General features: G+C 44.1%; 14 protein-coding genes and 2 pseudogenes. 12 read left to right on the top strand and 4 right to left on the bottom strand.

The window, feature by feature from the left end; all coding sequences use genetic code 11:
* Positions 1-110 precede the first annotated feature (110 nt).
* Complete coding sequence (locus IDJ77_RS16305; protein WP_191190036.1) at positions 111-1565, bottom strand: MAC/perforin domain-containing protein; 1455 nt, start codon at positions 1563-1565, stop codon at positions 111-113.
* Positions 1566-1962: 397 nt separating this feature from the next.
* Here IDJ77_RS16305 and IDJ77_RS16300 point away from each other — a divergent pair, with 397 nt between their 5' ends.
* The 11 genes and pseudogenes from IDJ77_RS16300 (at position 1963) to IDJ77_RS16255 (ending at position 11240) form a co-directional block, all read left to right on the top strand.
* On the top strand, positions 1963-3075 hold the full coding sequence (locus IDJ77_RS16300; protein ID WP_191190035.1) for a hypothetical protein: 1113 nt from the start codon (positions 1963-1965) through the stop codon (positions 3073-3075).
* 3 nt (positions 3076-3078) lie between these two features.
* Complete coding sequence (locus IDJ77_RS16295) at positions 3079-4272, top strand: glycosyltransferase (protein WP_191190034.1); 1194 nt, start codon at positions 3079-3081, stop codon at positions 4270-4272.
* A 179-nt stretch (positions 4273-4451) separates the two neighbouring features.
* Positions 4452-5345, top strand: a complete 894-nt coding sequence (locus IDJ77_RS16290; RefSeq protein ID WP_191190033.1) for a FecR family protein — start codon at positions 4452-4454, stop codon at positions 5343-5345.
* Positions 5346-5366: 21 nt separating this feature from the next.
* Positions 5367-5567, top strand: a pseudogene (locus IDJ77_RS16285) (DUF4974 domain-containing protein); the annotation flags it as partial.
* A gap of 295 nt (positions 5568-5862) precedes the next feature.
* Complete coding sequence (locus tag IDJ77_RS16280; protein WP_224751126.1) at positions 5863-7122, top strand: triple tyrosine motif-containing protein; 1260 nt, start codon at positions 5863-5865, stop codon at positions 7120-7122.
* Between the two features lie 12 nt (positions 7123-7134).
* A pseudogene (locus tag IDJ77_RS28035) lies at positions 7135-7275 on the top strand (ATP-binding protein); the annotation flags it as partial.
* A gap of 546 nt (positions 7276-7821) precedes the next feature.
* Positions 7822-8580, top strand: coding sequence for a hypothetical protein (locus IDJ77_RS16275; protein ID WP_191190031.1), 759 nt, complete (start codon positions 7822-7824; stop codon positions 8578-8580).
* A gap of 147 nt (positions 8581-8727) precedes the next feature.
* Complete coding sequence (locus IDJ77_RS16270; RefSeq protein WP_191190030.1) at positions 8728-8994, top strand: helix-turn-helix domain-containing protein; 267 nt, start codon at positions 8728-8730, stop codon at positions 8992-8994.
* Positions 8991-9332 carry a hypothetical protein gene (locus IDJ77_RS16265; RefSeq protein WP_224751125.1) on the top strand — a complete coding sequence of 114 codons (342 nt, stop codon included), beginning with the start codon at positions 8991-8993 and terminating at the stop codon, positions 9330-9332. The genes IDJ77_RS16270 and IDJ77_RS16265 overlap by 4 nt, the downstream gene beginning before the upstream one ends.
* Positions 9333-9626: 294 nt before the next feature.
* Entirely contained in the window at positions 9627-10187 is a 561-nt protein-coding gene (locus IDJ77_RS16260; RefSeq protein WP_191190029.1) for a BfmA/BtgA family mobilization protein, read from the top strand.
* Positions 10188-10328: 141 nt separating this feature from the next.
* Positions 10329-11240 (top strand): DUF5712 family protein, encoded by a 912-nt coding sequence (locus tag IDJ77_RS16255; RefSeq protein WP_191190028.1) that lies wholly within the window; start codon positions 10329-10331, stop codon positions 11238-11240.
* 22 nt (positions 11241-11262) lie between these two features.
* Here IDJ77_RS16255 and IDJ77_RS16250 read toward each other — a convergent pair whose 3' ends face one another.
* Positions 11263-11502, bottom strand: coding sequence for a hypothetical protein (locus IDJ77_RS16250; RefSeq protein ID WP_191190027.1), 240 nt, complete (start codon positions 11500-11502; stop codon positions 11263-11265).
* A gap of 80 nt (positions 11503-11582) precedes the next feature.
* A complete protein-coding gene (locus IDJ77_RS16245; RefSeq protein WP_191190026.1) occupies positions 11583-11951 on the bottom strand; it encodes a helix-turn-helix domain-containing protein in 369 nt (122 codons plus the stop codon).
* Between the two features lie 140 nt (positions 11952-12091).
* Between IDJ77_RS16245 and IDJ77_RS16240 the strand changes: the two genes are divergently transcribed.
* Positions 12092-13510, top strand: a complete 1419-nt coding sequence (locus tag IDJ77_RS16240) for a HEPN domain-containing protein (RefSeq protein ID WP_191190025.1) — start codon at positions 12092-12094, stop codon at positions 13508-13510.
* 649 nt (positions 13511-14159) lie between these two features.
* Here IDJ77_RS16240 and IDJ77_RS16235 read toward each other — a convergent pair.
* The gene (locus tag IDJ77_RS16235) at positions 14160-14888 is read right to left on the bottom strand and encodes a GNAT family N-acetyltransferase (RefSeq protein WP_191190024.1); all 729 of its coding nucleotides are present in this window, start codon (positions 14886-14888) and stop codon (positions 14160-14162) included.
* Positions 14889-14937 lie beyond the last annotated feature (49 nt).

Genomic DNA, 14937 nt, shown 5'->3' with positions numbered 1-14937 from the left:
CTACGTTCATTCATAATAACCAGCTGGGGTTTTGCACTCCTAGAATGCGTTTTAAGAAGGCATGGAAGGCAAAACATAAAGCCGCCCGTTGCTGACGGGCGGCTTTAAAATTAAAGCGAAAAAGTATAGAACGGAATAACTCCGGTATAAGCCCAATCGTTACCTTGTGGTTTTTGGTTACTGGTCGAGTACAGGTGAGAATAGTACCATTGCTTGTGGATCTTTGCGTTATAGCTGTATTCATACACCGGGATAGTTCCCGGCACACTGGAATTAGGATAGGCGTAAAAGCAAACCCCAAAATTAGTTGCGCCGGCTACGCTGGTCGCACGACTGTAAGTAAAGTCGCCTCTTGAAGGATTATACCAGCCATACACAGGTTCTGTACCATCTACCTGTTTTGCATATGCCCGGAAAGCCGGCCCTTGCAAGGTGAACCTGCCATATATGGAAGGTTCATTTTGGGAGCTGTAAGCGATAGCACTTGTGCTAAAGTCCTGGTATTGGTAAATTTGTGTCGGGCCATCTACCATTTTTACCTGCCGGTCGGCAAGATATTGAGCGATGTAAGCACGTAAGGCGTCGCTCTTCGTTCTGTCGTCAACAAGGTCCGCTAAGTTGATCAGCGATTCATCTGTTCCCCAGTCAATCATTTCGATATTCGTGGTCGAAACGCTCCGCTGCCAAGATTCGGTAGAGATCTGCGGCGGCAAAGTTGGGCCAAGATTAATGGTACCCGTCAAGCTTACCGATGGGTCACCGCCAATTGCCTTATATGCCAGCTGTTGCTCCTGGTTATATTGGTAAGCAGTAGAGTTATAACTTCCGGATGCCTTGAAGTCGAACAACTTCTCTACAGCGAACGATAACCCGGCGCTGGCGGCCGTTTTTCGGTCACTGCTTGTTGTGCGGGCACGATACAGCGCTTCAAAGCGGGCTCCAAGCAAAACATCTACAATCACTGAAGTACCATAGGCCTTAACGATCTGCGCTGGTGTGAGGGTAGCCAGATCTTCTTTAAATTCACTGTTGATGTATTTTTTAAGCAGTTCTGCTGTTGCATTGTACTTAAGGTGCTTACGCTTGATGTAAAAGTTATAACCGGCGTATACGAAGTCGGACCGGAAAGATACCGAGTCGAAGTATGATACCGACGACTTAAATAAGCCCAGTGAGCCGGAAACTTTAAGCTTACCGGATATGTTTCGTGTATAGCTTGAAATATTCTCACCGGCGATCATCGTGTTCCCTTGTTCTAACATGGCTTCGTCGATAACGCGGTTTATGTAATCTTTATAGAATCTGTTGTTATCGATCACGGCTGCTCTGACAGATGCTTTATCCGCGTAATAGCCCGTAATATCATAGCCCTTGCCAAGCATATACAAATTCGGCACCGTAACGGTCGAGCCGGTGTTAGTTGAAGGTGTGTTCCCGGGAGTGTTCGGGTTCTCAATTACTTTTTTGCAGCCGGTGAAACCTGCTGGCAGTAAGATCAATAAAAATAGTTGTAAGAAGATGGCATATACGCCTTTTAAGGATATGCTGGGTATAGAATTTTTCATAATGATTCTTATTTATTAATGATCGCAATTTCTTTCTAAGTGACAGGCTATCGGTCGATACAGGGGAGTCAGGTCATGTGGAATCTTCTAAGACCGTATAGTCTTGGAAGGTTGGATACTTTCCTGTAGCTTTGATAGCACCAACCCGCACCTGCGCCAGGTTCACATCGGTGCTTATTTTATAATTTCCATTTCTTTCTTTCATCTTGCCCGTGATCGGGAGAGGGAGCCCGTTCGAAGGCAAATATTCCGAAGCAGAGAGCGAAAAACCTTAAGAGCGGGAACCACGGTGGCACTTTATTTTTTTTTACCGCGGATACTTGTGACTTACGGGATAACACTGTAGTTTGCGAAAATTCTACTGTGAATTACAGTCAACAACCGCTTATTACAGTTTATGTCAATTTTTAAAATAAATACTTTTATTTACAGAGAGTTCATTGCTGCTCTCAGAGAAGCCATTATCAAGCAGGAATTCAAAAACAAAAAGGTTACTAAGGCGACGGACGTCTTTAAAAGAACGACGAGATTTTTTAAAGAAGTTCTCTCTCTTGCAGGACTGAATGATGAAAAGTATTTATCCCGCAAGGTCAATGAATTTCCGTTCCCTGATGTTCTTTTCATCAGTATAAACACGATGGCTTTTTTGAGAGCGTTGGATTACATTGATAAAAAATATGACGCAGCAGATAAAAAGAAGAACATCAGCCATGAGGAGCATGCCCAACGTAAATTAGAGGAGTTTGCAAAGGATAGAGAGTGTTTCGATGAATATTTGGCTATTGAGAAAGCAAGCAGGTTGTTTCAGTCGGAACTTCTTAAAATGGATACAAAGGCCGAGCCGGCCCTGATCACATTAGAGAACCCCGCTAAACAAAAAGAACAATTTCAAAAGGTGACCGAGGTAGTAGAATCATTTTTCAAACATCTGAATACCCGGGAAAATTACGAAGCGGCTTGGGGACTACTGTCATCGCGGTTCAAAAATAGATGGTATGAGAAAAAAGATGATAAGGAACCCACGGAAGCACAAACCTTGATAGCGATCAAAAAATTCGCAGAAGGCTATAAAAATACTTTAGGCCTACACAAGATCCATGTTTTTGGGCATAGGTATCCTCATGATAATAGTGATAACGTGATAGAGTGCCTCGTGTATTACAAAGACCAAATGAGGGTTAGGAGTACCAATGAATTTGCCAGCGGGAATCGCGGTTATAAAGCGCGAAATGCAAAGGATTTTGCCAATGACGTCGATAAATTTATAAAGCAATTTCAACCTGATAAACAGCCGATGTTAAAGACGTTCCATCTGAACATGTTTTTCAAACCAACGCTTTCAGAGCACATTCGGGTAGTTTGCAAGTTAAGTGATGATGATATGGAGGTAATGTTCACTGAACCTTATAAAACAAATGTTGATCGGTTAATGGCTTATCAACTTCGTAAAGAAGGCGATGACTGGTTAATTGATTCGAGCGAAGATCAACAAGTAGTACGACTTAGATAGAAAATGACCGGTTACAGTAAGAAAGATAAAATAGCCATTAGGCGCAAGCCGGACAAACAACCTCCCTTGGATGTACGGGGATCTTTGAATTTTAAAAAAGGTGATACACAACGATTTCAGCTGATCGCACTTTTACCGGTCTTTAATGGAGCAACATGGTTGCCTGTGACCCTGAAAAACCTGGCGTCTAATGTCGACGCGATCATTGCCCTGGACGACGGCAGTACTGACAAAACTTTGGATCTGCTTCGTAGTTGTCCCAAGGTTATTGAGATCATCGTAAAAACGGGTAAAAAACTCGTTGAGTGGAACGATGCCCAAAATCGACTCGAACTCTACCTGGCTGCAGCAAAGTATGAACCCAGTTGGGTGATCGCGATGGATGCTGATGAATACTTTGATGATCATTTTCAATGGATCAAAAACGATATCGATAATATACCGAACACCATACGTGCTTTGGCTTTCCATTTTGATGATGTTGACAATGGCGTCGTCATTCGTGAAAAATTCAGACATAAAATGTTCCGGTATCGTACCGGTTACACATTTGATAATAAACGGCTGCATTGCCGGATACTTCCACTAGAAATAGCGATCGATGAGGTCAAGTTGGCCAATGTCCGGATCTTTCACATCGCCGATCATGAAACCCGGCAGGCCCGTTTTGGGAAATACTTGGAGGCAGATCCTAATTTGAAATACCAGTCGTCCTACCGCCATTTGTTAAAGCCCGCATTTAATAAGGATATTAAACCGCTTGGAGAGACACTGTCCTATGCACCTGTGGTGGAAGATGGCTTGCAACGAAAGTTGAAGGTACGTCGCATTAAGCAATTCGAAAAACTATTTAACACGAGCCAATTGGACGAGGTACTTCCGATGGTCGTTAGTGCCGACCTGCATGTAGGTCTTGCGTTCGAATTATTTAACAAGATCATATTGGATGCGTTTCTGGTACGCTTTGAAAAAAAAGAAGGCCTGGTCGCACAATATTCTTACGATTCTACAAAAGATACACGCATCTCTAAATTAGAAGGTTGGCTGATCGAAGAATTGCATCATCACCGCGATTTTGATCTGATTGTCGCCAAACTTCATCTGATCAAGAAAAGCACATTGATAACCGATACTGCTGATATCCTGACCCAGCTTATTTGTAACCTGGCTAAAAAAGGGGTACTACGAATAAGGTAGCATTTCCTCCCTCAACAAACTCACTATTTAATTATTTTAGCTTCACTGTTATAGAAGTGCCGACTTTTGTTCAGAACTACCTTACCTGAACTCGGTGAGTTCATAGGTCAACGTCACCTCAATTTTTTTTCAAATTCTTTTACCCCCTGGCTTCCTTTCAATAGTATCACTACTAGAACATGGAAGAAAGAGACGCCAAAGAACTGCTCGCGAAGTACAACGCCGGACTTTGCAACGATGAGGAAAAAGCTTTACTGGAAAGCTGGTACCTGCAACATCAGCACCGTGACCCGGCCGATCTGCCGGAAGAGGAACGCATGGCCGATATGGATACGGTACGTGCATCTCTACTGCATGAGATCGGTGAGGAACGGGGTCGCATACGCCCGTTCTGGCGCTGGACCAGTGCGGCAGCTATCCTGATGCTGACCAGTTCGGTCTGTTATTATTTACTTACCAAAGAAAAGGACACCGGGCCGCAGACCGCGCAGAACAATGCCCATGATATCGCACCTGCCACGAATAAAGCTGTTCTGAAGACCGGCCATGGCAAAAATTATATCCTTTCGGCACAACAGAACGTGCAATTGGTAGCCGGTATCAATAAGGTGAGCGATGAAGCGTTGACCTACAGTTCCGCTACCAAAAATGGACTGGTGGTTTATGATACGCTCATCAATCCAAGAGGCGGCAGGCCGATCATGGTGCGCTTGTCGGACGGCAGTAAGGTCTGGCTGAACGCAGCTACAACTTTTATCTACCCGGAACTGTTCGTGGGGCAGCAAAGACAGGTGGAACTTGCCGATGGGGAAATGATCTTCGAGGTGGTTCATAATGAGAAACAGCCATTCTCTGTGAAAGCAGGTAAACAGCTAGTGGAAGACCTGGGTACGACCTTCAATATCAGTGCCTATAAAGACGATGACGAGGCACAGACCACGCTGATCGAAGGCAGTATCAGGCTGACCGCGAATGCGAAGACGCTGACCTTAAAGCCCGGTCAAGCGGCTTCCGTAACCGATAGTGATACAGAATTATTGAAGGACGTGAATGTCGACGGCGTGATCGCCTAGCAGAAAGGCTATTTCTTTTTCGAACGTGCTGACCTGAAACAGGTCATGGCACATTTCTTCCGCTGGTATGATATGGAAGTGGTCTATGAAGGCCCGATGCCGAAGAAATACTTCCGGGGTAAACTCTACCGGAACGTGAACGCCAGTCAGGCGCTGAAAATATTGAGTTTCTTCAATGTGAAATACCGCATCGAAGGCAAAAAAGTGATCATCAAGAGCTGATACCTACATCTTGAAAAACCTGGTTAATGAACAGAATTGATAACCTCCAACACTAAAACTATGACAGCAGCTTTACCATAACTATACCCGGGACACCAAAAAAAAGCCGCAGCTGTGTTACGAGCACAACTACGGTCGAAGTTTGGGTCCCTTGCTTTTCCATGGATGGAAAGGCTTAAACAATATTGAGATAGCATTAATTGAAAACCCAAACAGTACAAATGTAATGAAATTTCGTGCTCAGTGCATGGGTGTGCCTATCGCGCACCATCATCTAAAAAAAGTTCTATTGGTTATGAAGCTTACCACATTCTTATTGCTCATAGCCCTCATCCCGGCAACGGCCAAAACGGCTTTCAGCCAGATCACGCTGAATGAGAAAAGCGCCAGCCTGGATCAGGTGGTCAGGGCGATCGAGAAACAGAGTGCCTATGTTTTCTTGTATGACGCGGACCTGAAGCTGCCTTCTATTTCGGTGAAGGTGAAGGACGCGTCCATAGAGGAGACGCTGGCCCTTCATTTTGATGACCCGTCGCAAAACCGTTATGCTTATCGCTTAGAAGGATATGATAAAGGCTGGATAAATGCCGGCCTTTTGCGCAGTGTTACCTACACTAACCTGTCGCCAGGTACCTATGTGTTTAAAGTAAAAGCCTGCAACAGCGATGGTATTTGGAACAGTAAAGGCGACAGCGTAACCATCATCATCGCCACACCATGGTGGCTGCGCTGGTGGGCCTGGCTGCTTTATACTGTAGCCTTTGCCTGGGCATTGTACGCATTTATTGCCTACCGCTCGCGCGCGCTGAAAAGGGAGAATACTTTGCTGGAAGAGAAAGTGAACATCCGCACCAAACAACTGCACGAACAGCAGGAGGAGATAACCGCCCAGCGCGACCAGCTTTCGGAAAGTTTGACCCAATTAAAAGCGGCCCAGCACCAACTGATACAGTCGGAAAAACTGGCCTCGCTTGGCGAGCTTACTGCGGGTATTGCGCATGAGATACAGAACCCGCTCAACTTCGTAAATAACTTTTCGGACTTAAGTATAGAACTGGTAGCGGAATTGAAAGATGGCATAAACAGCGGAGACGTTGCCGAGATAATAGATATTGCCGATAGTCTGGCCGAAAACCTGGAGAAGATAAACCATCACGGCCGACGGGCCGACAGCATCGTAAAAGGCATGCTGGAGCACTCGCGCACCACAACCCGCGAAATAGAACCGACAGACATTAATAAACTTGCCGACGAATACCTGCGCCTGGCCTACCATGGCATCCGCGCCAAAGACAAAACCTTCAACGCCGAACTGATAACGCATTTTCAACCCGGTATGCCAAAAATCAATGTAGTAGCTCAGGATTTAGGGCGTGTATTTCTTAATCTTTATAACAACGCCTTCTATGCAGTTAACAAACGAATGAAAGCAGAGGAGAACGATTTTAAGCCGTTAGTAACCCTGGCAACAGTATACAAAACAACCCACGTTGAAATAACGGTAACAGACAACGGTAGCGGTATCCCCAAAGAGATTAGGGATAAAATTATGTAGCCATTTTTTACCACGAAACCCACCGGCGAAGGAACGGGGCTTGGCTTATCAATAAGCCATGATATTGTAGTAAAAGGGCACGGAGGCAGTATGGAAGTTGTTAGTAAACCGGGGGAATACACCGAATTTAAGGTTTTGCTCCCAATCAATTAAATTGCTACAGAGGATTCAACCGATTCGTTGGTTAAGCCTTTAGATACTGACAACACCGGCACGTTAAAAGATGCAATCATTGCCCATTATATGGATTATATTACCGCAGTTGGATTGTGATTCGTTCACAATAATATAAAGATTTGAACTTCAGCGGTCAATTTCCGCTGTTGAATAAATTTACAGCGTATAACGCTCATGAGGATAAGCTGAATATAAGCAAGGCATCGAAATTAAAACTACGGGAATTAGAAATAAGCCCTGCGTGTGGCTCCATTTCTAATTGAGCGACCAACCCTGATTTGACGCAAAACAAGGGTAGTTTAACATGCTGGTTTTTGGCATGGAAGTCATTCTCTGCGAGGTTAAAGAAGCCGAGATGTATGCCTTCCAGTTCTCAAAATTATTCGAAATATAATGAACATTCTAGTTGCCAGGTAAAATGGCTGTCTTTAAGGGCAGACGATTTACTTATAAAACACCTTTTACATTTTTCGATAAACCTTAGTGCTCATCCCTGCGTTTGTATTGTTTAATTAGCGATACATGCCAACACATAACACCTTTTTCAAATTCCGCACCCCTTTTGATCTTTCCCCTCACCGGTACGATATAGGCAGGGTGTTTTTAAGCAATAGAAAGTTGGAGGATAATTTCTTTTTGTTAAAGGTTTACGAAATAGATGGAAGCGAGTACGAACCATTTTATAGTTATCAATTAGAACATAACCTTAAAGCTAACCCCGGAAAAGAAGAAGCTTTTTTCAACCACGTCCACGATATCGTAACCAATCGCATCCGCCACTTTAAAAGGCAGGACCCGTTCTCGGCGAAGTTTGCCGCGGGGCTGGAGCAAACGCGGAAGCTGGAAGCCTTTTTAGCTGTCCTTAAAACAAAAGACCGATGGCATAAGTCCGAACCACTGGAGTCGGTCATTGGAGAAAAAGATAGGTTGATAGAGGAGCAACAACAGCGCATATCAGAATTGGAAGCGCAGTTAAAACAAGCCAGGGAACTCGATGCCAATGAAAAGATAGTTATCGCGAATGGGTACTTCGGAACTTTTATGGACCTGCTAAGCCAACTGCAAAACCTGACCGTAGGCGATAAAAGGCTTGCCACCTCACAGGGACAAAGCCCCTGGTATAAAATGGTGGCCAAGTATTTTGCGCATGGCGGTGAAGCTATCTCTAAAGAGACCGCCCGTAACTACTTTCCGGCAACAAAAGGGGATAAGCCGTCCAAATACATCAACATCGCCGAAAAGGATAAGCTATTTCAAATAACCTCCAGAGAAAAGAAGTAACCTACGCCCTCCATCCATGACCAAACGCATCCATTGGTCATCCATTTCGCTAATTTCAGCTTCACCTTTGCCTCAATACGGTTCAGGCAGCACGTTTTCGTGCCGCTACTGAACAGGTTTATTATTTAACCAAACAAGGAGGGAAAGATGACTGTGGAACTGGTAACTAAAGAAGATCTGCTGGAACTGGAAAGCAGGCTGCTCGCGGCAATTAAAAAGCTTGTGCCGATGGACGGGGAAGACACGGCAAAGAAATGGCTTAAAAGCAACGAGGTAAGGAAACTGCTTAAAATATCACCAGGCACGCTCCAGAACCTGCGCATTAACGGTACGCTAAGCTTTACCCGTATCGGCAGCCTTATTTATTACAAACAGGATGATATCAATAAGCTGCTGGAAGGAGGGATGCAATGAAAGTAAAGCACACCAACATAACCACCATAGCGGCACCTACAGAACTTGCTGGCTACGGCAAGCTGCTGCGCAGGATGAGCAAAGACGAACGACTGAATGCTACGCACCTCAGCCTGTTCACGGGCTTGTTCATCCACTGGCAGCGGAATAATTACATCAGCCCTTTCGCGGTAACGCGAAAAGGGCTGATGGGTTACAGCAAAATAGCTTCCATTGCTACCTACCACAAGTGTATCAAAGAACTGGATGAATATGGCTATATCAGCTATCAGCCATCGTACCACCCGAAGCTCGGCAGCCAGGTGCACTGGCCTGCCGGATGGGAGGTAGGGGAATGAGTGGTACACATGTAGCAGTGTATCGGTGCAGCGCTACAGCGCTGCACCTGCATAGCCGTATAACCAATCAGCAAGGCAGCGAGGGAAGAAAAGAGCATTGCGAAGGGGCGCAGCTATGCTGCGCTGTCCCACGGAAAGCGGGGGAGCGAGCGGAAGTCGGGCACACCCGACTTTTTCCGCTCGCCCTGCGGGGCAACGCAGATTCCCGTATACCTGCGGTATACTTTACCCCCGCTATGAGTTACAAAAGATGAAAACAGTATACCTGTAGGTATACCTCAACAAGTTATTTGAATGAAATCAGCAATTGACGAAAATGTAAAAACCATAAGGTTTCCAGTAAAGACGGATGAGAAACTAACGGCTATCGCCAACAAGAGCGGGCTGACAAAACTGGCTTTTTTCAGTCATATGGTAGATTATTTCTATAAGAGCAAGAAGGACCCACGGGACCTCAATGATGAATTGCTGAAGAATGCCATTAACAGGAAGACAGATAATATCATCGCCTTTATCAAAACCCAGGAACAGGAGTTATTGATACCGGTAAAGAAAGATACCGAGCGGATGGTCGCCAGCCAGATGCTGGTTATCGCTGCTTTTAACCAGCATATCATTAAGCATAATGAAGAACAGAAAGCAACCTTACAAGAGCAGGCAAGCCACATTGGGAAGATAGGGGATTTCCTGAAAAGGCTTGATAGCAGCCAATACGAAAAGAAGCTGCTCAAAACGAAGCTCGCTGCCATATTGGAGTTTTATATCAACGCCCGTGAACAAATGGGTATGATGAGCCGGCAAGTAGATAAGGAAGCGCTAATTCAAAACGTGAGGCAACAGCTAAATAACTTGTGAGAATGATAGAAAGCTATATATCTAACTAGAGAGATAGTAACCTATCAATAGCATTGTATATAACTAACCATATAGCAACCTATCACTCTACCAATATATCATTCTATCAAAATAGAAAAGTAACGATTCAACAAAAGAGCCATGCACATCAATATCAGCAAAAGTGAAACAGGCAATAACAAAGGCAGCAGCAGCCAACTGGTAGCTTACCTTGAAAAGGAGAATAGGGAGAAGATGGAGCAAGGGAGAACCCCGGCGCTGCCGGAATACTGGTTCAACCCAAACGGTAACAAAATACAGCCTTATGAAGTGAGGCAAACCATCGATAATAATGTTGCCAAGCTTTCGAAAGATGAAGCTAAATTCTTCCTGGTGAATATCAGCCCGAGTAGCAAGGAACTGCTTTTCCTGAAAGCGAAATACGGTGAGGAAAAGACGAAAGAATACCTGAAAGATTACTCCAATAAAGTCATGGATGCCTACGCTAAAAACTTTAAGCGTAATGGCATCAACAGTAACCATGATTTGGTTTACTTCGGCAAGCTGGAGAATAGCCGTTATTACACGTACAAAGATTTGGAAGTGCGGAAGGGTATAGCGAAAAGAGGAGATAGGAAGCCCGGCGAACAAATGCATGTACAGGTCATCGTCAGCAGGAAGGATGCAAGCAATAGTATCAAGTTAAGCCCGCTGAATAATTCCAAAGGTACTAACGCTGCTCACAGCCAAAAGGTAGGGCAGTTCGACAGGGTAGCTTTCAAGCAGTCGGCGGAAACTTTGTTCGATAGCATGTTCGGTTACGATAGGAATATTAAAGAGACATTCAGTTACGCGAACGCGATGAAGAACGGTAGCTATGAAGAGAAAGCAGAAGCAAGGCAGCAAGCTCAAGCTATGGATTATTCAAATATAACTAACTTTAAACATCAAGAGCTCGGCAAAGGATTGCTGGATGTACTTTTGGGAGACAGCAATGTTTACATTGCACCGGTACCTGAAGATTTGAAGCGCAGGAGAAAGAAGAAAGGGAAAGATTATAATAGGGGGCTTTGAGTAGTTTAATTCCTCCTTAAAGCTATAGCGATAACTTTATGCCCGAGAGATAGGGTTCTACAAGGTTTGTTGATCTAAATGCCCGTATCTTATTGATAGTATTGGTGCTTGGGTCATAGAAAACTTCCGCATAAAAACCACCGAGACTATATAGTTGGGCTTTGTTATCGCCGTCTTTTCTATCGCCAATGAATTCACCCTGCCATATAGCGGTGCATTTTTCATCGAGCGTCATTTGATGAAAATCGTAGAGGGTTAACATATTATAATCTTGTACGGCAGGGCACCGGGCCGCATGCTAATGATACCTGCCCGGGCCAAGCCTAAAAGGGCAATCAAATATTACTTATTGCCTTTCAGTAATTCGATTTTTTCACGTTCGCTGGCAAGTAGCCTCTCGTAAAGTTCTATGACTTTTTCTATCGGGTTGAATGTACAGTTGAAATTATTAAAGGCGCCGGTGCTATTGTCATTAAATGTATTAAAGTAATTCAATGCAGCTTCATCGCTGAAGTTTTTTATTGCTTCTATAGAAACACCCAATACGCCGGCAATTTTTTCCAAAGCGGAATCCTCTACTTCAGCGCTCTGCTCGATTTTAGAAACGGCCTGCTGGCTGATGCCCAGTTCTGTTGCAAGTGTTTCCTGCTTCATGCCACGCAGTTCGCGTATTTTGCTAATTTTTCTTCCGATGTGTATTGCTTCAGCCATGGTTCAAATGTAGATGTTAAACGTAAAAGTACAAAACAACCCTCGTAATGTAAAGTACAATGCGCTGTGGTTCGGTACGGTGCTGTACTGCTATTCTTTTGTGTTGCCGGCCAATGAAGGGCGGCGGTAATTCTGATACGATGTATAGCGGTAAATATGCACCATGGGACCATTATCCCAAAACCTTGCGCCATGATGAGGTACAAAACCCTTTTGGTGTACTTATAGATTTCTTTAGTGCCGATTTTCCTAAGGGGCACCGGAAACAATTGAAAAGATGGCGTAAGTATGCTATAGGCAAAGAGCATTACGACGATAAAAAGTTCGGCCCTGGAAACTTGGTCTTTACTTACAAGATAAACCTCAATTTATTGGAGGCGATGTACCTGCTTTTGCTGGAATATGAATTTGCCTGGAAACGTGAAAAGTTACCGGAAGAACAATTAGTGAATGAAAAGGCGGCTTGGCGGTCATTCCCTAAAAACTTGTCAAAAGAAGAATTGCTCGATCCGTTCGTTGCCGTCAAAAAAATATTCAAAGCCTTTTCGCTGCCGGAATACCGCGACCATTTAGATGAATGGTTCCAGGAGGCATTGTTCATCCGCCATACCAATGAGCGTATGGACCCTGCCGAGGTAATAAAAGTATACGATAACCTGCGCCGCCTTTATGCCGCAGCCTGGGTCATCTATCAAAGGAACCGCAAAGAGCCGGTACCGAGAGAAAAGAAAGCCATTCAACCAACGACGGCTATTTTGCCCATTGCTACGGCGCGGCCAAGTAATGAAAACATGACTTGGGCAGAGGGACTGGGGCTGGAAAAGGTAGTTGAGGTAATTGTAAAAGAAATGCCTACGGTGCAGCTTATCGTACACATACATTCTCATCGGGAGCCATTTGCTTATCACCTGTTGCTGTTGGTTAAGTCCGGTGAAGTGCTGCAGGAGCATGAGATAGCCAATAAAATAGAAGATAAATTAAAGCCCATGGCGAAGGTGTTTATTTTCGCTCATAAGCTATCCGGCTTGAAGAAAGCCTTGCAGGCTAAACGGCGCTTCTTTATAGATGCTTTAACGACCAAAACGGTGGTTTATCAGGCAGAAGATTTTGTCATGCCGGAATTGCCAATTTTAACTACGGAGCAGGTAAAAGCGAAAGCACAGCTTGATTTTACCAAATGGAATGTGCAGGCGCAGGATTTCCTGAGAGGAGCGAGGTATTATAAAGAAGTAAAGAATTATAACCTCGCAGCATTCAGTTTACACCAGGCGGTAGAAAGTGTTTTTATAGGTGTCATCAAAGCGGTTTTAGGCTACAAGATAAATGTACATAACCTGCCGAGGATGCTGCGCATCTCATTAATGTTCACCGAAGAATTTAATGAAGTTTTACAGCTTGATACAGAAAAAGGGAGACACCTATTTGAAGTCTTGCGTTCAGCTTATACCAATGCCCGTTATGTGAGCAATTACGAGGTCGATGAAGACACTATCAATGCTTTGGACGGGTTAGCTGTAAAGTTGTTGAAGGCAGGGCAGAGCGTTTATGATAAATTCTAACAACAGCTTGAAGTTTGAAAGCGGGCACCTGCGGCATGCAGCTTCATTCCACCACGCGCTGCCGCGCCGGGTTCCATTGCGCTGCAAGCCTCGGCGCGGAGCGCTGATGTTCGCTGCGCTCACAACAGCTTATTTGAATATGGAAACTTACGAATTTGTAACGGTTGCAAATTAGATTTGTCAGAAAAGGCTAAACATGTTACCAACTTATTAATAAAAATGTATAAAATATTTACCACAAGGCATATAGATATTTTGATTCAAAAGTAGCTACTGCCATAAGCACATGTAAAGAAACAATACTTGATATTGTGTTTAAAGAAACAGATCACATTGTGCGCCATATATTTCGTTTACTAGGAGAAAAAGATCGTCCTCATCCTTCGAAAGCTTAAAAGAAATCCACACTATAACTGACTTTGGATCGCGATTCACAAAGCTGAACATGAGCCTAAAACAGAAATTCCGGCTATTAAAGAATTTTCGTTTGAAGAAGGCGAGATCACCGTATCTCAATGGCTATAATTAGCAGAACAGCATGAAGATTTTGAAGAATCGGCGATCCAGGTCTGCGCGCTAATCAGTGAACTCGATAAAAGAATCGGCAGGGTTACTAAAAAAAATATGTTGATGCAATCCGCTTAAACAATTACAAGCTTTCAATGACCAAAAAGTCGCCGAAGTCGATTTCATTCTGACCGAACTTTTTAATTTTATTTTCCGTTACCGTTTTCCCGTCTATGGCCCAACGTAAATTCCAGTCCCGTTTAGCCGGGATGATAATGGGGAATGTGAGCCGTGAACTATTTGGATGAAAAGTAACATCCCAGACCCATCGGGGTTGTTCGCGGTCGGCTTGATAGGGTTCGACGGACCATAAAATCAGGAGATTTTTCGACGTTGGGGCTTTTGCTGGTTTCAAATGTGCTACGATGATCCTGTACAAGTGGGGGTCTTTCAGAGAATTTTCTTTATCAAATCCGGGGACGTCAGGGAACTTTTTAAACCCCAGCTTCTTCCAAACTTTTTCGGAACTTGCCGGCTGGCAATGCAGATCAAGAACAGCAATTCCTTTAGGCTTTAGGGCTTCAACCAAGGATTTCAACATAAATCCTCCGTAGCTTTTTTTTCTGTGCCCGGGATGTACTTCTGCTATTTCAATTCTTGCCATCTTTGTTGACTCTGACCAGGTTATAAAGCCAATAGCCCAATCATTTAATAACAAAACGCCTATCCTATTTTTTTCGAAGTAATCAACAATAATTATCCAGGTGCAATAAAAACCATTCTTATTGTTCATATCCTCCTCAATAAGCCATGATTCGATCTGGGCCAAGTGCTCTTTTGTCGGGTCAAATATGAGTTTGAGTTCATCCATCTTCAAATATAATCACGGGGTTTGTTAACTTTATGGTTGAAATGAACCC

Origin of the sequence: Mucilaginibacter pankratovii (genome assembly GCF_014773265.1) — a bacterium.
Lineage (GTDB): Bacteria > Bacteroidota > Bacteroidia > Sphingobacteriales > Sphingobacteriaceae > Mucilaginibacter > Mucilaginibacter pankratovii.
This window is presented reverse-complemented; position numbering and strand designations above follow the sequence as displayed.

Coding starts and splice junctions, on each gene's coding strand:
- IDJ77_RS16300 (WP_191190035.1), top strand. CDS start 1,963: ATGTCAATTTTTAAAATAAATACTTTTATTTACAGAGAGTTCATTGCT.
- IDJ77_RS16265 (WP_224751125.1), top strand. CDS start 8,991: ATGAAAGTAAAGCACACCAACATAACCACCATAGCGGCACCTACAGAA.
- IDJ77_RS16275 (WP_191190031.1), top strand. CDS start 7,822: ATGCCAACACATAACACCTTTTTCAAATTCCGCACCCCTTTTGATCTT.
- IDJ77_RS16250 (WP_191190027.1), bottom strand. CDS start 11,502: ATGTTAACCCTCTACGATTTTCATCAAATGACGCTCGATGAAAAATGC.
- IDJ77_RS16295 (WP_191190034.1), top strand. CDS start 3,079: ATGACCGGTTACAGTAAGAAAGATAAAATAGCCATTAGGCGCAAGCCG.
- IDJ77_RS16255 (WP_191190028.1), top strand. CDS start 10,329: ATGCACATCAATATCAGCAAAAGTGAAACAGGCAATAACAAAGGCAGC.
- IDJ77_RS16305 (WP_191190036.1), bottom strand. CDS start 1,565: ATGAAAAATTCTATACCCAGCATATCCTTAAAAGGCGTATATGCCATC.
- IDJ77_RS16270 (WP_191190030.1), top strand. CDS start 8,728: ATGACTGTGGAACTGGTAACTAAAGAAGATCTGCTGGAACTGGAAAGC.
- IDJ77_RS16280 (WP_224751126.1), top strand. CDS start 5,863: ATGAAGCTTACCACATTCTTATTGCTCATAGCCCTCATCCCGGCAACG.
- IDJ77_RS16290 (WP_191190033.1), top strand. CDS start 4,452: ATGGAAGAAAGAGACGCCAAAGAACTGCTCGCGAAGTACAACGCCGGA.
- IDJ77_RS16245 (WP_191190026.1), bottom strand. CDS start 11,951: ATGGCTGAAGCAATACACATCGGAAGAAAAATTAGCAAAATACGCGAA.
- IDJ77_RS16240 (WP_191190025.1), top strand. CDS start 12,092: ATGTATAGCGGTAAATATGCACCATGGGACCATTATCCCAAAACCTTG.
- IDJ77_RS16235 (WP_191190024.1), bottom strand. CDS start 14,888: ATGGATGAACTCAAACTCATATTTGACCCGACAAAAGAGCACTTGGCC.
- IDJ77_RS16260 (WP_191190029.1), top strand. CDS start 9,627: ATGAAATCAGCAATTGACGAAAATGTAAAAACCATAAGGTTTCCAGTA.